At 66.7% G+C, this 18398-nt stretch carries 21 protein-coding genes; 7 read left to right on the top strand and 14 right to left on the bottom strand.

Annotated features, from left to right (window positions below):
- Positions 1-5: 5 nt before the first annotated feature.
- On the bottom strand, positions 6-1757 hold the full coding sequence (locus AC3WL8_RS10495) for an ABC transporter permease (protein WP_194946879.1): 1752 nt from the start codon (positions 1755-1757) through the stop codon (positions 6-8).
- 212 nt (positions 1758-1969) lie between these two features.
- Here AC3WL8_RS10495 and AC3WL8_RS10490 point away from each other — a divergent pair, with 212 nt between their 5' ends.
- On the top strand, positions 1970-2248 hold the full coding sequence (locus AC3WL8_RS10490; protein ID WP_013958118.1) for an acylphosphatase: 279 nt from the start codon (positions 1970-1972) through the stop codon (positions 2246-2248).
- 4 nt (positions 2249-2252) lie between these two features.
- Here the strand turns inward: AC3WL8_RS10490 and AC3WL8_RS10485 are convergent, their stop codons facing one another.
- From AC3WL8_RS10485 to rpe, 8 genes are all read right to left on the bottom strand, one after another.
- A complete protein-coding gene (locus AC3WL8_RS10485; protein ID WP_013958117.1) occupies positions 2253-3029 on the bottom strand; it encodes a uracil-DNA glycosylase in 777 nt (258 codons plus the stop codon).
- Between the two features lie 31 nt (positions 3030-3060).
- A complete protein-coding gene (locus tag AC3WL8_RS10480) occupies positions 3061-3690 on the bottom strand; it encodes a CYTH domain-containing protein (protein WP_153955460.1) in 630 nt (209 codons plus the stop codon).
- A gap of 3 nt (positions 3691-3693) precedes the next feature.
- Positions 3694-4497 (bottom strand): indole-3-glycerol phosphate synthase TrpC, encoded by an 804-nt coding sequence (gene trpC / locus AC3WL8_RS10475; RefSeq protein ID WP_013958115.1) that lies wholly within the window; start codon positions 4495-4497, stop codon positions 3694-3696.
- Between the two features lie 11 nt (positions 4498-4508).
- Complete coding sequence (gene trpD, locus AC3WL8_RS10470) at positions 4509-5534, bottom strand: anthranilate phosphoribosyltransferase (protein ID WP_085959688.1); 1026 nt, start codon at positions 5532-5534, stop codon at positions 4509-4511.
- Positions 5535-5596: 62 nt separating this feature from the next.
- On the bottom strand, positions 5597-6166 hold the full coding sequence (locus AC3WL8_RS10465) for an aminodeoxychorismate/anthranilate synthase component II (RefSeq protein ID WP_013958113.1): 570 nt from the start codon (positions 6164-6166) through the stop codon (positions 5597-5599).
- A gap of 20 nt (positions 6167-6186) precedes the next feature.
- Complete coding sequence (gene trpE, locus AC3WL8_RS10460) at positions 6187-7704, bottom strand: anthranilate synthase component I (RefSeq protein ID WP_211980340.1); 1518 nt, start codon at positions 7702-7704, stop codon at positions 6187-6189.
- Between the two features lie 421 nt (positions 7705-8125).
- Positions 8126-8869 carry a phosphoglycolate phosphatase gene (gene gph / locus AC3WL8_RS10455; protein WP_211980339.1) on the bottom strand — a complete coding sequence of 248 codons (744 nt, stop codon included), beginning with the start codon at positions 8867-8869 and terminating at the stop codon, positions 8126-8128.
- Entirely contained in the window at positions 8866-9567 is a 702-nt protein-coding gene (gene rpe, locus AC3WL8_RS10450; RefSeq protein WP_041228163.1) for a ribulose-phosphate 3-epimerase, read from the bottom strand. The genes gph and rpe overlap by 4 nt, the downstream gene beginning before the upstream one ends.
- Positions 9568-9806: 239 nt before the next feature.
- Between rpe and apaG the strand changes: the two genes are divergently transcribed.
- Positions 9807-10181, top strand: a complete 375-nt coding sequence (apaG, locus tag AC3WL8_RS10445; RefSeq protein ID WP_010809905.1) for a Co2+/Mg2+ efflux protein ApaG — start codon at positions 9807-9809, stop codon at positions 10179-10181.
- A 13-nt stretch (positions 10182-10194) separates the two neighbouring features.
- On the opposite strand, the gene AC3WL8_RS10440 is transcribed toward apaG, so the two are convergent.
- Positions 10195-10410, bottom strand: coding sequence for a hypothetical protein (locus AC3WL8_RS10440; RefSeq protein WP_114134518.1), 216 nt, complete (start codon positions 10408-10410; stop codon positions 10195-10197).
- Positions 10411-10523: 113 nt separating this feature from the next.
- Here AC3WL8_RS10440 and mltA point away from each other — a divergent pair, with 113 nt between their 5' ends.
- Entirely contained in the window at positions 10524-11654 is a 1131-nt protein-coding gene (mltA, locus tag AC3WL8_RS10435) for a murein transglycosylase A (protein ID WP_492378256.1), read from the top strand.
- 64 nt (positions 11655-11718) lie between these two features.
- Here the strand turns inward: mltA and paaK are convergent, their stop codons facing one another.
- The 3 genes from paaK to paaG are packed head-to-tail and all read right to left on the bottom strand — an operon-like array spanning position 11719 to position 14390.
- A complete protein-coding gene (gene paaK, locus AC3WL8_RS10430) occupies positions 11719-13023 on the bottom strand; it encodes a phenylacetate--CoA ligase PaaK (protein ID WP_492378255.1) in 1305 nt (434 codons plus the stop codon).
- A 49-nt stretch (positions 13024-13072) separates the two neighbouring features.
- Positions 13073-13525, bottom strand: coding sequence for a hydroxyphenylacetyl-CoA thioesterase PaaI (gene paaI / locus AC3WL8_RS10425; RefSeq protein ID WP_013958106.1), 453 nt, complete (start codon positions 13523-13525; stop codon positions 13073-13075).
- Between the two features lie 40 nt (positions 13526-13565).
- Positions 13566-14390, bottom strand: coding sequence for a 2-(1,2-epoxy-1,2-dihydrophenyl)acetyl-CoA isomerase PaaG (paaG, locus tag AC3WL8_RS10420; RefSeq protein WP_013958105.1), 825 nt, complete (start codon positions 14388-14390; stop codon positions 13566-13568).
- Between the two features lie 265 nt (positions 14391-14655).
- Between paaG and AC3WL8_RS10415 the strand changes: the two genes are divergently transcribed.
- The 4 genes from AC3WL8_RS10415 (at position 14656) to AC3WL8_RS10400 (ending at position 17865) form a co-directional block, all read left to right on the top strand.
- Complete coding sequence (locus tag AC3WL8_RS10415) at positions 14656-15441, top strand: amino acid ABC transporter substrate-binding protein (RefSeq protein WP_492378254.1); 786 nt, start codon at positions 14656-14658, stop codon at positions 15439-15441.
- A 110-nt stretch (positions 15442-15551) separates the two neighbouring features.
- Positions 15552-16205 carry an amino acid ABC transporter permease gene (locus AC3WL8_RS10410; protein ID WP_013958103.1) on the top strand — a complete coding sequence of 218 codons (654 nt, stop codon included), beginning with the start codon at positions 15552-15554 and terminating at the stop codon, positions 16203-16205.
- A 37-nt stretch (positions 16206-16242) separates the two neighbouring features.
- A complete protein-coding gene (locus tag AC3WL8_RS10405; protein ID WP_211982339.1) occupies positions 16243-16995 on the top strand; it encodes an amino acid ABC transporter ATP-binding protein in 753 nt (250 codons plus the stop codon).
- 93 nt (positions 16996-17088) lie between these two features.
- Positions 17089-17865 (top strand): enoyl-CoA hydratase, encoded by a 777-nt coding sequence (locus AC3WL8_RS10400; protein WP_013958101.1) that lies wholly within the window; start codon positions 17089-17091, stop codon positions 17863-17865.
- Positions 17866-18120: 255 nt separating this feature from the next.
- Here the strand turns inward: AC3WL8_RS10400 and AC3WL8_RS10395 are convergent.
- Positions 18121-18398: hypothetical protein (locus AC3WL8_RS10395; protein WP_492378253.1), on the bottom strand; the 278-nt coding region annotated here is incomplete at its 5' end.

The following is an 18398-nucleotide window of genomic DNA, read 5'->3' as shown; positions in this document are numbered from 1 at the left end:
TTGCCTTACAAGCGGGTGCGCTCTTGCGCGAGTTGATACAGGCGGTTCCACAGCAGCCGGTTGAAGCCGACCACAAACAGCGCCATCACGCCGATGCCCAGCGCAATGCGCGGGAAGTCGCCGCGCGCGGTGGTCTCGGCGATATAGCTGCCGAGCCCGGTGGCGACGATGGTGCGGTCGCCCCAGGTCACGTACTCGGACACGATGCTCGCGTTCCATGAGCCGCCGGCGGCCGTCACCAGCCCGGTCAGCAGGCTGGGAAAGACTGCGGGGATCAGGAAGCGCTTCCACAGCAGCCAGCCACGCAGGCCAAAGTTGCGCGCGGCGAGCTTCAGTTCGGTGGGAATGCCGGAAGCCCCAGCGACCACATTGAACAGGATGTACCACTGCGTTCCGAAGATCAGCAGCGGGCTCAGCCAGATCTCCGGGTTCAGTCCGAAGCGCACGATCAGCATCACCGCCAGCGGGAACATCAGGTTGGCCGGGAAGGCGGCCAGGAACTGCGCAATCGGCTGGGCAATGCGCGCCAGCTCCGGGTTCAGGCCGATGCGGATGCCGATCGGCACCCACACCAGCGCCGCCAGCGCGATCAGCACCACCACGCGCACCATCGTAATCGTGCCGAGCCACAGCACATGCCCGACCTCGGCCCAGCCCACTTCGCTGTGCACGAAGTAGCCCACGCGCAGCAATGCGGCCAATGCCACCAGCACGATCACGGCGTCGCGCAGCCGGCCGAGCCACAGCGCGCGCCGCGGATTGTCCGGCTGCGCCGGGGCCTGCCCGCGGCGCGCGCCCCACGCCAGCGTGCGTCCGGCCAGCGCCGCCGTCTGCGCCAGCAGTGCACCCACCCACGCCGAGCGGCGCAGCAGGTCCAGCAGCCACGACTGCGGCAGCTTGTCCTGCGCCAGCGTCTCGAAGCGGAAGCGGTCGGCCCATGCCACCAGCGGGCGGAACAGCAGCTGGTCGTACAGCAGGATGCCCACCAGCATCGCCAGGATCGCCCAGCCGATCGCGGCCAGGTCCTGCTGCTGGATCGCCAGCGCGATATAGGAGCCGATGCCGGGCAGGCGGATATCGTGGCCGGATACCGAGATAGCCTCGGACGCCACCACGAAGAACCAGCCACCGGACATCGACATCATCATGTTCCACAGCAGCCCCGGCATGGCGAACGGCACTTCCAGCCGCCAGAAGCGCTGCCACGGCGACAGCCGGAACATGGCCGCCGCTTCCAGCAAATCGCCCGGGATGGTGCGGAACGACTGGTACAGGCTGAACGCCATGTTCCACGCCTGCGAGGTGAAGATGGCGAAGATCGCCGCACACTCCACCCCTGCGATATTGCCGGGAAAGAGGGCGATAAAGCCGGTCACGGTGATCGACAGGAAGCCCAGCACCGGGATCGACTGCAGGATGTCCAGCGCCGGCACCAGCACCTTCTCGGCCGTGCGGCTCTTGGATGCCAGCGCGGCGAAGGCCAGCGAGAACAGCAGCGACGCCGCCAGCGCCGCCAGCATGCGGATGCTGGTGCGCATCAGGTAGTAGGGCAGGTAGGCCACGTCCAGGTGCACCGCCAGCTGCTGGTCGGGCTGGAACGGGGCGTTCATCTGCTGCGCGGCGAACGCGACCATCACGATCACGGCCAGGATGATCGGCAGCAGCGCGAGGTCGAAGCGGTTGGGCGGCGCGCGCAGCAGCTGGCTGTCAAAGCCAGGGGCGGGTTGGGCCGCGCGGCGGTCGGCGGGTGGCATCATGGGCGCTTCTCGGGCTTGTATCGAGCTTGGATGGCAGGGCTTGTAACCCGGCCCTGGATCGCGGCCCCGGCGGACAATGGCAAAGCCCGCATGCCGCCGGCTTCACGCCGGGCGGCGCGCATCCCTTTGTAACGCCCGGCATGGCGGTCTAGTTTACTTGGTGTGGATGACAGATCGCGCACGCTGCCGACGTGCGCTCAAAGGGAAAAGCCATGAAGAAGGAAACCTGGCGCCTGGTCGCGCATGGGCGCGTGCAGGGCGTGGGCTACCGCGCCGCCTGCGCCGACGCGGCGGACGACCTGGGGCTTGGCGGCTGGGTGCGCAACCGGATCGACGGCACCGTCGAGGTGATGGCGCACGGCACGGTCAAGCAGCTCGAAGCCCTGCAGGCGTGGATGGAACAGGGCCCGCCGGCGGCGCAGGTGACGCTGGTCGAGGTCGGGCCTGGGGAAGGGGAGTTTGGCGGCTTCGAGTTCCGGCCGACGATCTGATGGACTAGGCGGCGGTCCAGTCGACCGGCGTGCGGCCGTTCGCTTCCAGCCAGCGGTTGGCCTCGCGGAAATGCCCGCAGCCCAGGAAGCCCCGGTGCGCCGACAGCGGCGACGGATGCGGCGCTTCCAGCACGCAGTGGCCGGCGCCCAGCAGCGGCTTCTTTGCCTGCGCGTGGCTGCCCCACAGCATGAACACAAGATTCGGGCGGCTGGCGGCGAGGTTCTGGATCAGGCAATCGGTGACGGCTTCCCAGCCGCGCCGCGCGTGGCTGGCGGCCTGGCCCTGTTCCACCGTCAGCACGGTGTTTAGCAGCAGCACGCCCTGGCGCGCCCAGCCTTCCAAGTTGCCGGAGGTGCGCGGCGCGCCGTTGCCGTTGGCGCCGAACTCGGCTGCGATTTCCTTGAAGATGTTGCGCAGGCTGGGGGGCACCTTGATGCCCTCCGGCACCGAGAACGCCAGCCCGTGCGCCTGCGGCAGCTCCACGCCGCCGACCGTACCGGTGCCGTGGTAGGGATCCTGGCCCAGGATCACCACCTTGACCGCGTCGGGCGGGGTCAGGTGCAGCGCGTGGAAGACATGGTGCGGGAACACCGCCTTGCCAGCGGCACGTTCGCCGTCGACAAAGGCGGCCAGTTCCTGCCACGCCGGCACGCGGATGCACGGGTCCATCAATGTGCGCCAGGCGGCGGGCAGGGCGTCGGCCTGGACCTGCAGGCTGGCCGCAGGGGACGGTTCGCCGGGGGCGCGGGGGGCTTCGGCGGCGAAGAGATCAGCTTGCATGCGTGAGGAAAGCTTGGCGGGAAAACCGCGATTATGAGGCCTTGCCTTCGGTGATTCCCGCCAGACGGTAGCCGCGGGCGGCTTTGCTGAGGTCCGAGGGTGCAAGCGCGCCAACGGTGGTCAGCCGCGCGGCAAAGGCGCGCAGGGCATTGGTCGCGTGCGCGGCGTCGCCGTCGAGCCATTCCAGTTCGAGTTCCTGGATGGGTTCCTGCGCGGTGGCGGCCGGCGCGGTGATGGTGCCGGAGTCGAGCGCGGCCTCGATGCGCGCGCCGTCCTGCGTGACCAGCCAGGTGCGGCGGACGAAGTCGGTGCGGAACACCGGCGCCAGCCGGCCGATCAGTGGCGCGAGCACGGTTTGCGCTTCCGCGGGGAAGGTTTGCAGCTCGATGGTCTCGCCGGCGATCTCTGCCTCCCATTCATGACGCGTGGCCAGGCCGCCCTGGCTGCTGCCGGCGGTCTTCAGTGTCTGCAGCCATTGCTCGCCCTTGCGGCGCAACCGCAGCGCGGCGCGCGCCTGCGCCAGGTCGCGTTCCGGGGTGTCGAGGTAGACGTTGAGCAGCGTGGCTTCGCCCTGCGGGGCGCCGTTGGCGTCGAGCCAGGCGGCCAGCGGGGCCAGCGCGTCGTCGGGGACGGTCAGCTTGAGTTCGATTTCCTGGGCCATGGCTCAGGCAAACAGCCGCGCCAGCTCCACGCCCGGATCCGGCGCCCGCATGAACGCCTCACCCACCAGGAAGGCATGCACGTTGGCATCGCGCATGCGCTTCACATCTGCCGGGCCGAGGATGCCGGACTCGGTCACCACCAGCTTGTCGGCCGGCATGTGCGGCAGCAGGTCCAGGGTGTTGTCCAGCGACACCTCGAAGGTGCGCAGGTTGCGGTTGTTCACGCCGAGCAGCGGAGTCTTCAGGCGCAGCGCCGCATCGAGCTCGTCGTCGCCGTGCACTTCCACCAGCACATCCATGCCGAGCTCGAGCGCACAGGCTTCCAGGTCGGCCATCAGGCCCGGGTCCAGCGCGGCGACGATCAGCAGGATGCAGTCGGCGCCCCAGGTGCGCGCTTCATAGACCTGGTACAGGTCGACCATGAAGTCCTTGCGCAGGGCCGGTAGCGGACAGGCGCCGCGGGCGCGCTTCAGGTAGTCGGCGTGTCCCTGGAAGAAGTTCACGTCGGTCAGCACCGATAAACAGGCAGCACCATGGCTGGCGTAGCTTTCGGCAATCGCCTCGGGCACGAAGTGCTCGCGCAGCACGCCCTTGGACGGCGATGCCTTCTTGACCTCGGCGATCACGCCGGCCTGGCCGGCGGCGATCTTCTCGCGCAGCGCGCGCTCAAAGCCGCGCGGTGCCAGGCCTGGCTCAGTGCGCAGGCTTTCGGCCTCGGCGCGCAGGCTGGGCAGGTCGCGCTTCTTGCGTGCGGCGGCGACTTCGTCGGCCTTCACGGCCAGGATCTTTTGCAGGATGTCGGACATATTCGCGTCTCTTACTTGAACTGCTGGGTGGCGCGCACGAACTGGTCGAGCTTCTCGCGCGCCGCGCCGCTGGCAATCGCCTCGCGCGCGCGGCGGATGCCGTCTTCGACGGAGTCGGCCACGTTGGCGGCATACAGCGCGGTGCCAGCGTTCAGCGACACGATCTCGCGCGGGGTGCCCGGCACGTTGGTCAGCGCTTCAAGCAGCATTTCCTTCGACTCCATCGCATCGGCCACCTTCAGGCCGCGATTGGAGATCATCTGCAGGCCGAAGTCCTCGGGGTGGATCTCATACTCGCGCACTTCGCCGTCCTTCAGTTCGCCCACCAGCGTGGCGGCGCCCAGCGAGACCTCGTCCATGCCGTCCTTGCCGTACACGACGATGGCGTGCTTCGCGCCCAGGCGCTGCATCACGCGCACCTGGATGCCGACCAGGTCGGGGTGGAACACGCCCATCAGGATGTTGGGCGCGTCGGCCGGATTGGTCAGCGGGCCCAGGATATTGAAGATGGTGCGCACGCCCATCTCCTTGCGGATCGGGGCGACGTTCTTCATCGCCGGGTGGTGCGTGGGCGCGAACATGAAGCCGATGCCGGTCTCTTCGATGCACTGGCCGACCTGCTCGGGCGTCAGCATGATGTTCACGCCCAGCGCTTCCAGCACGTCCGCGCTGCCCGACTTGGAGCTGACGCCACGGTTGCCATGCTTGGCGATCTTGGCGCCGGCGGCGGCCGCGACGAACATCGATGCGGTGGAGATATTGAAGGTATGCGAGCCGTCGCCGCCGGTGCCGACGATATCGACGAAGTTCTCGCGATCTGCCACCAGCACCTTGTTGGCGAACTCGCGCATCACCTGCGCGGCGGCGGAGATCTCGCCGATGGTTTCCTTCTTCACGCGTAGGCCGGTCAGGATCGCGGCGGCCATCACCGGCGAGATCTGCCCCTGCATGATCTGCCGCATCAGGTGCAGCATCTCGTCATGGAAGATTTCGCGGTGCTCGATGCAGCGCGTCAGGGCTTCTTGCGGCGTGATCATGGCGTTCTCGTTGACAGTCTGGATGGCGTGGTGCGGGCTGGAAGGTGCGGAATCGAGCAGTCTCATCGCGGCGCCTTGACGAAGTTGGCCAGCAGCGCATGGCCATGCTCGGACAGGATCGACTCGGGATGGAACTGCACGCCTTCTACGGCGAGCGTCTTGTGGCGCACGCCCATGATCTCGCCGTCCGGGGTCCAGGCGGTGATCTCCAGGCAATCGGGCAGGGTTTCGCGCTCGATTGCCAGTGAATGATAGCGCGTCACGTCGAAGTGCTTGGGCAGCCCGGCGAACACGCCTTGCTGCGTAGTCTCGATGGTGCTGACCTTGCCGTGCATCACCTGCTTGGCGCGGATCACCTTGCCGCCGAAAGCCTCGCCGATGGCCTGGTGGCCCAGGCACACGCCCAGCAGCGGGATCCTGCCGGCAAAGTGCTGCAGCGCTGCCACCGAGATGCCGGCTTCCTTCGGGCTGCACGGCCCGGGCGAGACGCAGATGTGGTCCGGCTTGAGCGCCTCGATCTCCTCGATGGTGATCTCGTCGTTGCGGTAGGTGCGTACGTCTTCGCCCAGTTCGCCGAAATACTGGACCAGGTTATAGGTGAACGAATCGTAGTTGTCGATCATCAGCAGCATGGCGTCTGTCTCCTGTTCTCTCAGATGTCGGAGTCCAGGCCATCCTGGACCTGCTCGGCGGCGCGGATCACGGCGCGCGCCTTGGCTTCGGTTTCCCTCCATTCGGCTTCGGGGTCCGAATCGGCAACAATGCCGGCGGCGGCCTGCACGTAGAGGTTGCCGTCCTTGACGATGCCGGTGCGGATCGCGATCGCCAGGTCCATCTCGCCGCCGAACGACAGGTAGCCCACCGCGCCGCCATAGATGCCGCGCTTGCGCGGTTCCAGCTCGTCGATGATTTCCATCGCGTGGACCTTGGGCGCGCCCGACAGCGTGCCGGCCGGAAAGGTCGCGCGCAGCACGTCCAGGTTGCTGATGCCTTCGCGCAGCGTGCCTTCGACCGAGCTGACGATATGCTGCACGTGCGAGTATTTCTCGATCACCATCTTGTCGGTGACCTTGACCGAACCGGTTTCGGCGATGCGGCCGATATCGTTGCGCGCCAGGTCGATCAGCATCACGTGCTCTGCGATCTCCTTGGGATCCTGCAGCAGCTCGGTGGCGAGCTGGGCGTCCTTCTCCGGCGTATTGCCGCGCGGGCGCGTGCCGGCCAGCGGGCGGATAGTGACGATGTGTTCGCTGCGCATGTCGCCGTTGGTGCCGACCTTGCGCTCCTCCTGGCGCACCAGGATCTCCGGCGACGCGCCCACTACCTGGAAGTCGCCGAAGTTGTAGAAGTACATGTACGGCGACGGGTTCAGCGAGCGCAGCGCGCGGTACAGCGACAGCGGCGCGTCGCGGTAGGGCTTGACCAGGCGCTGGCCGATCTGCACCTGCATCATGTCGCCGGCCATGATGTATTCCTTGGCCTTATGCACCGCCGCCAGGTAGTCGTGCTTGGCGAATTCGCGGTAGACCTCGGTCTGCACCGACGGGCTGGTGACCGGCACGTCCACCGGCTGGCGCAGCTTCATGCGCAGCTCGCGCAGGCGCTGGCGGGCGCGGGGGTAGGCCTCGGGCGTGGTCGGGTCGGCGTAGACGATCAGGTAGAGCTTGCCCGACAGGTTGTCGATGACGGCCAGTTCCTCGCACAGCAGCAACTGGATGTCCGGCAGGTTCAGGTCGTCGGGCTTCTGCGTGTCGGCGAGCTTCTTCTCGATATAGCGCACCGCGTCGTAGCCGAAGTAGCCGGCCAGGCCGCCGCAGAAGCGCGGCAGTCCGGGGCGCAGCGCCACCTTGAAGCGCTGTTCGAACTCGGCGATGAAATCGAGCGGGTTGCCTTCATGGGTTTCCACCACCTTGCCGTCGGTCACCACCTCGGTGCGGTTGCCGAAGGCGCGCAGCAGCGTGCGGGCATGCAGGCCGATAAACGAGAAGCGCCCGAAGCGCTCGCCGCCCACCACCGATTCCAGCAGGAAGGTGTTGACGCCGCGCGTCTGCGACTGGGCCAGCTTCAGGTACAGCGACAGCGGCGTTTCCAGGTCGGCAAAGGCCTCGGCGATCAGCGGGATGCGGTTGTAGCCCTGGTCGGCCAGCGATTTGAATTCCAGTTCGGTCATGTCGGTCCTCTTGTGCGGCGCGCGCTGCGCGGTGGAGGGGCGCGGCGCCGCTTATCGGCAATCAGGCTGGAGCGAATGGATACCCGCCCCGTTGGCGGACCGTGGTGCAAGCGGCTTGCGGACAAGACTGCACACGGCCGGGGAAGGGCGTGCGGCGCGTTCTTGAGCTAAACGTAGCACACGAATATGGCGGCTACGCTGGCTTGCGGCGGGTTTTGGTGGGAATGCCCGGCAGCTAGGCCGGTGTGGCGAGGCCCTCGGGTCGAGGGCTCGTCAGCAGACTCGCGAACGCACTTTACGCCTGTTGGGAGGCGCGCCAGCGACGCCAGGGCCAAGCCTGCCGATCACTGCCAGAAGAGATGCGTTTGCGGTTGAGAAACATGAAATGTTTGGGATTTGGTCGGGATCGACGAAATTCGGACTATCGATGACCTGCCCAGTGTGCCGCAAACAGCGCTGCGGCGTGGGCAATGGAGTCGACTATACCATCGGCGTCAACGCCTTGTACAGGGTTGCCATGGTTGTAGCCATAGGGCACCAGCAGCACGCCCATGCCGGCCGCGCGGGCCGCCTGCGCGTCGTTTTCCGAGTCGCCCAGCGCCGCCATGGTCGACGGCTCCAGCCCGAAGGCGTCGGCCACTTTCAGCAGCGGGAAGGGGTCGGGCTTGCGCAGCGGGAAGGCGTCGCCGCCGTAGACCAGCTCGAAGTACTGGGCCAGGCCGGTCTTGGCCAGCAGCGGCTCGGTGAAGCTGTAGGGCTTGTTGGTCACGCAGGCCAGCCGCAGCCCGGCCGCCTTCATCGCCGCCAGGCCTTCGCGCACGCCGGGGTAGACCTGCGAGAACTGGCCGTTGATGCGGATGTACTCGCGGTCGTACAGCGCATAGGCGTCGGCGAACAGGCCGTTGGCATGCAGCGGCGAGAAGCGCGCGTCCAGCACGCGCCGGATCAGGTTTTCCGAACCCTTGCCGACATAGCTGACGATCTCCGCCTCGGACATCGGCGCCGCCGGGCCGAGGTTGGGGTGCTGGCGGCCCAGCGCCAGCAGCATGGCGTTGATTGCAGCGTGGAAGTCGCCCGCGGTGTCGACCATGGTGCCGTCGAGGTCGACGATCACGCCTTCGATGCCGCGCCAGTCAGTGCGGCGCAGGAACACGCCCTCGGTCATTGGCCGGCCTTGGCCAGTTCGCCGCGCAGGGCCGAGATGATGCCGCGGTAGCCGCCGTCCGCATCCGGCTTGCCGAACACGGCCGAGCCCGCCACGAAGGTGTCGGCGCCGGCCGCCGCGATCTCGGCGATGTTGTCCACCTTCACACCGCCGTCGACTTCCAGCAGGATGGTGCGGCCGGTGCGGGCGGTGTATTCATCGATGCGCTGGCGCACGACGCGCAGCTTGTTGAGCGTCTCGGGAATGAACGACTGGCCGCCGAAGCCCGGGTTGACCGACATCAGCAGGATCACGTCGAGGCGGTCCATTACGTGGTCCAGGTGGTGCAGCGGCGTGGCCGGGTTGAACACCAGGCCGGCCTGGCAGCCGTGGTCGCGGATCAGCGCGAGCGAGCGGTCCACGTGCTCGCTGGCTTCCGGGTGGAAGGTGATGATATTGGCGCCCGCCTTGGCAAAGTCCGGGATGATCCGGTCCACCGGGCGCACCATCAGGTGCACGTCGATCGGCGCGGTCACGTGGGGGCGGATCGCCTCGCACACCAGCGGGCCCACGGTCAGGTTGGGCACGTAATGGTTGTCCATCACGTCGAAGTGGATCCAGTCGGCGCCAGCCTCGGTCACGCGGCGCACTTCCTCGCCCAGGCGGGCAAAGTCGGCGGACAGGATGGACGGGGCGATGCGGTAGGTGGGCGTGCTCATGTCGGCGGCTAGGAGGTGGGGTGCTGGGGAATGCTGTTTGCGTCTCTGGCGTGCCCAGGGGCGGGCGCCAGAGGGGATCAGGCGGGGCGTCCGGCGCGGCCCGGCCCTGAAAGGGCTATATTCTACCGCTGCCCGGCGCGCGGTGATCTTGCCGGTGCTCTTGCCCGTGCCGCGGCCATCCCGCACAATGCGGCTACCCACTTCCCTGCCTGGCGCCTCACACGCCGGCCCTGCCCACGATGAGCGAGTACGCTTTCTCCGTCTCGGTACGCACCCAGTACCTGCCGGACCAGTCAGAACCTGAGCGCGGGCGCCATGCCTTCGCCTACACCATCACCATCCACAATACCGGCGAGGTGGCGGCGCAGCTGATCTCGCGCCACTGGGTCATCACCGACAGCGACAACGGCACGCAGGAAGTGGCGGGCCTGGGCGTGGTCGGCCACCAGCCGCTGCTCAAGCCGGGCGAGCATTTCGAATACACCAGCTGGGCCACCATCTCGACTCCGGTGGGCTCGATGAAGGGCGAATACTTCTGCGTGGCCGAGGACGGCCACCGCTTCGAGGTGCCGATCCCTGAATTTGCGCTGGTGCTGCCGCGCATGCTGCACTGACCCTGCGGGGAACCTATTGGCGCGATGCGCTGTCCTGATCCTGCGGCGGCGCTTCAGCGCCGCCCTGCGCCGGCTGGCGCGACGGATGCTCGGACGGGGCGCGCGTGGGGCGCGGGTTCTTTTTCGCCGTGCCCATGGTCCAGACCACGATAAAGATCAGCAGGAACAGCGCCACGCCGGCTTCCAGGGCGAACAGCAGCATGGGATGGGCTTCGAAGAACTTGCTCATGGCGGATGCAGCGCAGGCCCGCGGGGGCGCAGGCGATGGTTGAAGGATGACGGTGGGATTGTAGGGGCAATCGGCCCGCAAGCTGCGCCGCCCGGACTTTGAACAATAGCAAGATGGCATACGCAGACTCTTTCCCGATTTCCCCAGTTTCTCCCTGGCGCTCGCTGCGCGTTCGCGGCTGGCTGGCGCTGTCCGGCGCGGCCGTGCTGCTGGCCGGCTGCATGAGCGGCCCGCCGCCGCGCATCGAGACCGGCCCGGCCACGCCGCCGACGGCCTCGTCGCAGAAGGGCAGTCTGCAGGCCACCAGCTGGGCCGAGATCGGCGGCTGGGCCCAGGACGACGTGCGCGCCGCCTGGCCCGCGCTGCAGGCCAGCTGCCAGGCGCTGAAGAAGCGCGCCGAGTGGAGCCGCGCCTGTGCCGCCGGCATGATGGTCGATGCCGGCGACCTCAACGCCATGCGCGCCTATTTCGAAAGCAACTTCCAGCCATACCGCGTGCTCAACGGCGACGGCACCGACAACGGCCTGATCACCGGCTACTACGAACCGATCCTGCACGGCTCGCGCACGCGCCAGGGCAAGTTCCAGGTGCCGCTGTACCGCAAGCCGGCGCAGTTCGGCAACCGCCCGCTGCCGGCCCGCGCCGAGCTGCTGCAGAACCCGGCCATGCGCGGCAGCGAGCTGGTCTGGGTAGATGACGCAGTCGAGGCCGCCTTCCTGCAGATCCAGGGCTCGGGCCGCATCCGCATGGCCGACGGCAGCATCATGCGGGTGGGCTTCGGCGGCACCAACGACCAGCCGTTCCGCTCGTTCGGCAAATGGCTGCTGGACCGCGGCGAGATCACGCCGGCGCAGGCCACCATGCAGGGCATCAAGGCCTGGGCGCGCGCCAACCCGGGCCGCGTCGACGAGATGCTCAACATCAACCCGCGCTTTGTCTTCTTCCGCGAGCTGCCGGTCAACAACGACGGCCCGGTGGGCGCGCTGGGCGTGCCGCTGACGGCGGAGCGCTCGATCGCGGTCGACCCGGCCACCATCCCGCTGGGGGTGCCGGTGTTCCTGTCGACCACGCGCCCGCTGTCGACCGAGCCGATCCAGCGGCTGATGTTCGCGCAGGACACCGGCAGCGCCATCAAGGGCGGGGTACGCGCGGACTTCTTCTGGGGCGCGGGCGACGCCGCCGGCGAGACCGCGGGCCGCATGAAGCAGGGCGGCCGCATGTGGGTGCTGATGCCGCGCAGCTGAGCGCCGCAGCCGGCAATGCAAAAAGGGCGCCATCGCGGCGCCCTTTCTTCATGGTGGACAGCCCTCAGCGCGGGCGCTGGTCGACGATCCGCCGCGCCTTGCCCACCGAGCGCTCGACGCCGCCCTCGGGCAGCACCTCGATGCCGGCGGTGACGCCGATATAGGCCTTGATCTCCTGCGCCAGCCGCTCGCGCGCGCCTTGCGCCTGCGCCGGCTCGCTGCCGTGGGCGCATTCCACGCGCACCGTCAGCGTGTCCATGTGGCCGTCCTTGGTCAGCACGCACTGGTAGTGCGGCGCGAGCTCGGCGTGCTTGAGGATCAGTTCCTCGATCTGCGACGGGAACACGTTGACCCCGCGCACGATCATCATGTCGTCGGTGCGGCCGGTGACCTTCTCCATGCGGCGGAATGCCGCACGCGCCGTGCCCGGCAGCAGCCGGGTCAGGTCGCGGGTGCGGTAGCGCACCACCGGCATTGCCTCCTTGGTCAGCGAGGTGAACACCAGCTCCCCGAACTCCCCGTCGGGCAGCACTGCGCCGGTGTCGGGATCGATGATCTCGGGGTAGAAATGGTCTTCCCAGATGGTCGGGCCGTCCTTGGTCTCGGCGCACTCATTGGCCACGCCCGGGCCCATCACCTCTGACAGGCCGTAGATATCGACTGCCGAGATGCCCATGCGCTTCTCGATCGCCAGCCGCATTTCCGGCGTCCACGGCTCCGCGCCGAAGATGCCCACGCGCAGCGAGCTGCTGGCCGGGTCGATGCCCTGGCGCTCGAACTCGTCGGCGATCGCCAGCATATAGCTGGGCGTCACCATGATGACCTCGGGCTTGAAGTCCTGGATCAGTTGCACCTGGCGCTCGGTCTGGCCGCCACCGAAGGGGATCGCGGTCAGGCCGGCCTTCTCCACGCCGTAGTGCGCGCCCAGGCCGCCGGTGAAGAGGCCGTAGCCGTAGCTGATGTGCACCTTGTCGCCGCGCCGCGCGCCCGAGGCGCGGATCGAGCGCGCCATCACCGTGGCCCAGTTGTCGATGTCCTGGAGCGTGTAGCCGACGACGGTGGGCTTGCCGGTGGTGCCGGACGAGGCGTGGATGCGCGCCACCCGGTCCTGCGGCACGGCGAACATGCCGAACGGGTAGTTGTCGCGCAGGTCCTGCTTGCTGGTGAACGGGAATCGCGCCAGGTCGGCCAGCGAATGCAGCTGGTCGGGGTGGACCCCGGCTTCGTCGAACTTGCGGCGGTACACCGGCGAATTGGCGTAGGCGTGGTTGAGCGACCATCTCAGCCGCTCCAGCTGCAAGGCCTGCAGCTCGGCGCGGCTGGCGGTCTCGATCGCATCCAGGGGCAGATCGGTCAGGCGCGTGCTCATGTCGTCTCCTGCACGGGGGCGTTGGTCTTAAGTATCTTGCCGGATTTGCTCAGGCGCCTTCTGTCCCTTCAGGCGGCGGCACCACGTGTCCCTTGATCTGCGCCGACTTGCCGCGGAACATCGCCACCACCTGGCCCGCGGCGTTGGTCACGCGGATATCGTAGATGCCGTGCCGGCCGGACAGGACCTGCTCGGTGGCCTCGGCGGTCAGCACGTCGCCGCCGTGCACGGGCTTGAGGAATTCGATGCTGCAGCCCGCCGCCACGGTGTTGATGTTATGGCTGTTGCAGGCAAAAGCGAAGGTCGAATCGGCCAGCGTGAACATCAGGCCGCCGTGGCAGATGCCGTGGCCGTTGAGGAATTCCTTGCGCACCGGCATGGTCAGCCGGGCGTAGCCGGGCCGCACGGCCTCGACCGTGATGCCCAGCCAGCGGCTGCAGGTGTCGGCTTCATACATGGCGGCGGCGGCCGCTTCGGCGAGGGCCTGGGGGTCCTGTTTCAAGCTGGTCTCCTATATAGAGGGGCGGGCAGGCCCGCGCGGCTTACTTGCCGGTGAAGTGCGGTGCGCGCTTTTCGAGGAAGGCGTTGACGCCCTCCGCGTAGTCGGCGGACTGGCCGAGCTCGCGCTGCAGGTCGCGTTCCAGGTCCAGCTGGGTGTCCAGCGTGGCGGTGGCGCTGGCATACATGGCGCGCTTGATCGCGGCCAGCGCGCGGGTCGGCTGCCCGGCCAGATGCGTGGCCAGCGCCAGCGCCTGTTCCGGCAGCAGCGGGTCGTCCATGGTCTCCCAGACCAGGCCCCATTTCTCGGCCTCTTCGGCGCTCAGCCGCTCGCCGGTCATGGCCAGGCCCAGCGCGCGCGCCATGCCGACGCGCTGCGGCAGCAGCCAGGTGCCGCCCGAATCCGGCACCAGCCCGATCTTGACGAAGGCCTGGATAAAGCTGGCCGAGCGCGCCGCCAACACCATGTCGCAGGCCAGCGCCAAGTTGGCCCCGGCACCGGCCGCGGTGCCGTTGACCGCGGCCACCACCGGCAGCGGCAGTGCCTGCAGCCGGCGGATCAGCGGGTTGAACCAGGTATCGATCAGCTCGCCCAGGTCGGTCATGTGCCCGGGCGTGAAATCCAGGTCGGCCAGGTCCTGGCCGGCGCAGAAGCCGCGGCCCGCCCCGGTCAACAGCAGGGCGCGCGCGCCGCCGGCCTCGACATGGTCGAGCGCCTGCTGCAGCGCCTGGTGCATCGCGCGGGTGAAGCTGTTGAGCTTGTCGGGGCGGTTCAGGGTGATCACGGCCACCGGGCCCTGCCATTGCAGCAAGACCGGGCCGGCATCGATGCTGACCGGCTGGCCAGCGGAGGTGGACATCGGGGGCATTGGGTTGTCTCCTGCCGGATATTGTCGCGGTCGGCGCGGGCGGCTGTTGTCGACGGCGCCTCTTAAATAAACCGACCAGTCGGTCGGCAAATGTTAGCACTAATTTTTGGCTGCGGGTTGGCGCGTGCCTTCCAATGCAGGCAGGGTCCGCAATGGCGGTCGCGGGCGTCGCTCTATAATCGCGCTGCCAACAACAATCTGAAACCTGCCGGCCGACATCTGTGTGCGGATACCGGCATGCTCGCCTATTCGCATTGGAAATCCTATGAAGAAGATCGCTGCATTACTCCTGATTTCGTCCGTGGCGCTGTTTGCGGCGTGCGGCAAGAAAGAAGCGGCCCCTGTTGCCGGCGCCGACACGGCCACCAAGATCATTGTCGGCCTGGACGACAACTTCCCACCCATGGGTTTTCGCGATGACAAGAATGAGCTCGTCGGCTTCGATATCGATATGGCCAAGGAGGCCAGCCGCCGTCTCGGCATGACGGTCGAATTCAAGCCGATCGACTGGAGCGCCAAGGAGGCGGAACTCAACGGCAAGCGCGTGGATGTGCTGTGGAACGGGCTGACCATCACCGAAGAGCGCAAGAAGAACATCAGCTTCACCGCTCCCTATATGACCAACCACCAGATCGTCATCGTCGGTGCCAGCTCGCCGGTGAAGGCCAAGGCCGACCTGGCCGGCCGCATCGTCGGCGCGCAGGACGGCAGCAGCGCGGTGGATGCGATCAAGAAGGAAAGCCAGGTCGCCGCCAGCCTGAAGGAACTCAAGACCTTCGGCGATAACGTCACGGCCCTGATGGACCTGTCGACCGGCCGCCTCGATGCAATTGTGGTGGATGAAGTGGTGGGCCGCTACCTGATCAGCAAGCGTGCCGGCGAATACAAGGTGCTGGAGGAAAACTTCGGCACGGAAGAATATGGCGTCGGCGTGCGCAAGGATGACGCCGAGCTGCTCGGCAAGCTCGACAAGACCCTGGCCTCCATGAAGCAGGATGGCACGGCCGCCCGCATCGCCACCCAGTGGTTCGGCACTGACATCACCAAGTAATCCAGACGCTGCGTGACGCCCTGCGCCGTTCCGGCAGGGCGCCGCGCCACATCCGGACTCACGCGCCGGCCAGGCGCCTGGGATCCCACCTCCTTCTGTTTCGCGCGAGCATGGACTACGTCTTATCTCTTCTGGCGCCATTGGCGCAGGGTGCGCAAGTCACGCTCACACTATTCGCCATCACGCTTGCCCTGTCGGTGCCGCTGGGGCTTGCGCTGGCGCTGGCACGCATCTCGTCATGGCCGTGGCTGAGCGGCCTGGTCAATGGCTATATCTGGCTGATGCGTGGCACGCCGCTGATGCTGCAGATGCTGTTTATCTATTTCGCGCTGCCGTTCGTGCCGGTCATCGGCGTGCGCCTGCCTGACTTTCCCGCCGCGGTGGTGGCCTTCGCCCTGAACTACGCTGCCTATTTCGCGGAAATCTTCCGCGCCGGGATCAAGTCGGTCGATCGCGGCCAGTATGAAGCCAGCAAGGCGCTGGGCATGAACTATTTCCAGACCATGCGGCGGGTCGTGCTGCCGCAGATGGTCAGCCGGGTGTTGCCGCCGGTCAGCAATGAAACCATCACGCTGATCAAGGACACGTCCCTGATCTACGTGCTGGCCCTCAACGATATTCTTCGCACCGCGCGCGGCATCGTGCAGCGTGATTTCACCACCACGCCTTTCCTGGTCGCCGCGCTCTTCTATCTGGTGATGACGCTGATTCTGACCTGGTTCTTCCAGAATCTCGAAAAACGCTATGCCAAACATGATGACTAGCCCGACCGGCGCCAATTCCCACAATGCGCCCGGCATCATGATCGCGGCGCGGGATCTCTTCAAATCGTTCGGGCCACTGGAGGTCTTGCGCGGTGTCTCCCTGACCTTGCGCAAGGGGGATGTCACCGCGGTGATCGGACCCTCGGGCTCGGGCAAGAGTACCTTGCTGCGCTGCCTGAATCATCTTGAGGTGATCGACCGCGGCACCCTTGAAATCGAAGGCGAGGCGCTGGCGGCAGCCGGCCCTGACGGCGCAGCCAGATATGTGGCGGACGCGGAAGTGCGCCGCATCTGCCGGAAGATGGGCATGGTGTTCCAGTCGTTCAACCTGTTTCCGCACATGACGGTGCTGCAGAACATTATCGAAGCCCCCATGACCGTCAAGGGACTGGCGCGCGATGTTGTGGTGCCCAAGGCCGAAGAGCTGCTGCGCAAGGTTGGCCTGCTGGGCAAGCGGGACAGCTACCCGGCTCGCCTGTCAGGCGGCCAGAAGCAACGGGTGGCGATTGCGCGGGCGCTGGCCATGGAGCCCGACATCATGCTGTTCGACGAGCCGACCTCCGCGCTGGACCCGGAGTTGACCGGGGAGGTGCTGCGCACCATGCGGCAACTGGCTGAAGAACATATGACCATGCTGGTTGTCACGCATGAGATGGGGTTTGCGCGGGAAGTGGCAAACCACGTGGTGTTCATGGACGAGGGCAGGATCCTGGAGGAAGGGCCGCCTGAGGAAGTGTTCGGGGCACCAGCTCACGCGCGCACCCGCGAATTCCTGGCGCACATGCTCTAGGCGGCGCCTGCGCCGCCACGCCGCAACCGGTGGCAGAATAGCCCGCAGCCGGTGGCGACGGTGCCATCCGCCTGCAAATACATAGGAGAAGACATGCCGTACGAAAACATCCTGGTCGAGACCCGTGGCCGTGTTGGCCTGGTCACGCTGAACCGCCCGAAGGCCCTGAACGCGCTCAATGACGCGCTGATGGACGAGCTTGGCGCCGCGCTGACCGCCTTCGACCAGGATGAGGGCATCGGCGCCATCGTCATTACCGGCAGCGAGCGCGCCTTTGCCGCCGGCGCCGATATCGGCATGATGGCCAAGTATTCCTTCATGGATGTGTACAAGGGCGATTACATCACCCGCAACTGGGAAACCATCCGCAAGATCCGCAAGCCGGTGATCGCCGGCGTGGCCGGCTATGCGTTGGGCGGCGGCTGCGAGCTGGCGATGATGTGCGACATCATCATTGCGGCAGATTCGGCCAGGTTCGGCCAACCCGAGGTGAAGCTGGGCACCATGCCCGGCGCCGGCGGCACCCAGCGCCTGCCACGCGCGGTGTCCAAGGCCAAGGCCATGGACCTGTGCCTGACCTCGCGCATGATGGACGCCGCCGAAGCCGAGCGCTCGGGCCTGGTGTCGCGTGTGGTGCCGGCCGACAAGCTGCTGGACGAAGTGCTGGCGGCCGCCGAGACCATCGCCGGGTTCTCGCTGCCGGTGGTCATGATGATCAAGGAGTCGGTCAACGCCGCCTACGAGACCACGCTGGCCGAAGGCGTGCACTTCGAGCGCCGGCTGTTCCATGCCACCTTCGCCAGCGAAGACCAGAAGGAAGGCATGGCCGCTTTCGTCGAGAAGCGCAGCCCGAATTTCCAGCATCGCTAAGGCCTGGATCAGGGAATACCCGAGGGCAGTGCGGGGGTATTAAGTTTCTCCCGCACTCGTCATTTCGGGGATTTCCTTTGCCACTCAATGGCTTACGACATAATCCCCGGAACCCCTAGCGGATCGTTGTGACAAAGTTGTTGCAAGGTGCGCGAATCCGGCCTACTATTCGCCCCCTCGCAACACACAATGCAGCGCTGCAAAGCAGACGCAGCAAGGGTTGCGGGGTCGACCGGGTAGGTTGGCGCAGCGAAGTTAGCAGCGCCGGCCGCAGCGAAAAAAGTTGCTGAAACGGTTGACGAAACGAAGAAAGCTCTGCATAATCTCGTTTCTCTGCTGCAGACAACGCAGCAGCGCTGAACGGCAAAGCCGGCAGCGAAGTTCTTTAACAACCAAACAACCGATAAGTGTGGGCGCTGGGTAGCGGACGCCGCTGTCTTCGGACAGTGTTGCTTCACAAGTTATACAGTGCTCGCACAGCAAAACGTGACTGGGTCTTCGGATCTGGTCAGTCAGTTTTCTGAGAGTGAGCG

This window comes from Cupriavidus sp. FW305-F7 (assembly GCF_058782875.1).
The sequence above is the reverse complement of the archived record's forward strand: the minus strand, read 5'-3'. Positions and strand labels throughout refer to the sequence as shown.

Excerpts from the sequence above, each read along its gene's own strand:
- AC3WL8_RS10495 (WP_194946879.1), bottom strand. The coding sequence starts at position 1,757 with ATGATGCCACCCGCCGACCGCCGCGCGGCCCAACCCGCCCCTGGCTTT.
- AC3WL8_RS10490 (WP_013958118.1), top strand. The coding sequence starts at position 1,970 with ATGAAGAAGGAAACCTGGCGCCTGGTCGCGCATGGGCGCGTGCAGGGC.
- AC3WL8_RS10485 (WP_013958117.1), bottom strand. The coding sequence starts at position 3,029 with ATGCAAGCTGATCTCTTCGCCGCCGAAGCCCCCCGCGCCCCCGGCGAA.
- AC3WL8_RS10480 (WP_153955460.1), bottom strand. The coding sequence starts at position 3,690 with ATGGCCCAGGAAATCGAACTCAAGCTGACCGTCCCCGACGACGCGCTG.
- trpC (WP_013958115.1), bottom strand. The coding sequence starts at position 4,497 with ATGTCCGACATCCTGCAAAAGATCCTGGCCGTGAAGGCCGACGAAGTC.
- trpD (WP_085959688.1), bottom strand. The coding sequence starts at position 5,534 with ATGATCACGCCGCAAGAAGCCCTGACGCGCTGCATCGAGCACCGCGAA.
- AC3WL8_RS10465 (WP_013958113.1), bottom strand. The coding sequence starts at position 6,166 with ATGCTGCTGATGATCGACAACTACGATTCGTTCACCTATAACCTGGTC.
- trpE (WP_211980340.1), bottom strand. The coding sequence starts at position 7,704 with ATGACCGAACTGGAATTCAAATCGCTGGCCGACCAGGGCTACAACCGC.
- gph (WP_211980339.1), bottom strand. The coding sequence starts at position 8,869 with ATGACCGAGGGCGTGTTCCTGCGCCGCACTGACTGGCGCGGCATCGAA.
- rpe (WP_041228163.1), bottom strand. The coding sequence starts at position 9,567 with ATGAGCACGCCCACCTACCGCATCGCCCCGTCCATCCTGTCCGCCGAC.
- apaG (WP_010809905.1), top strand. The coding sequence starts at position 9,807 with ATGAGCGAGTACGCTTTCTCCGTCTCGGTACGCACCCAGTACCTGCCG.
- AC3WL8_RS10440 (WP_114134518.1), bottom strand. The coding sequence starts at position 10,410 with ATGAGCAAGTTCTTCGAAGCCCATCCCATGCTGCTGTTCGCCCTGGAA.
- mltA (WP_492378256.1), top strand. The coding sequence starts at position 10,524 with ATGGCATACGCAGACTCTTTCCCGATTTCCCCAGTTTCTCCCTGGCGC.
- paaK (WP_492378255.1), bottom strand. The coding sequence starts at position 13,023 with ATGAGCACGCGCCTGACCGATCTGCCCCTGGATGCGATCGAGACCGCC.
- paaG (WP_013958105.1), bottom strand. The coding sequence starts at position 14,390 with ATGCCCCCGATGTCCACCTCCGCTGGCCAGCCGGTCAGCATCGATGCC.
- AC3WL8_RS10415 (WP_492378254.1), top strand. The coding sequence starts at position 14,656 with ATGAAGAAGATCGCTGCATTACTCCTGATTTCGTCCGTGGCGCTGTTT.
- AC3WL8_RS10410 (WP_013958103.1), top strand. The coding sequence starts at position 15,552 with ATGGACTACGTCTTATCTCTTCTGGCGCCATTGGCGCAGGGTGCGCAA.
- AC3WL8_RS10405 (WP_211982339.1), top strand. The coding sequence starts at position 16,243 with ATGATCGCGGCGCGGGATCTCTTCAAATCGTTCGGGCCACTGGAGGTC.
- AC3WL8_RS10400 (WP_013958101.1), top strand. The coding sequence starts at position 17,089 with ATGCCGTACGAAAACATCCTGGTCGAGACCCGTGGCCGTGTTGGCCTG.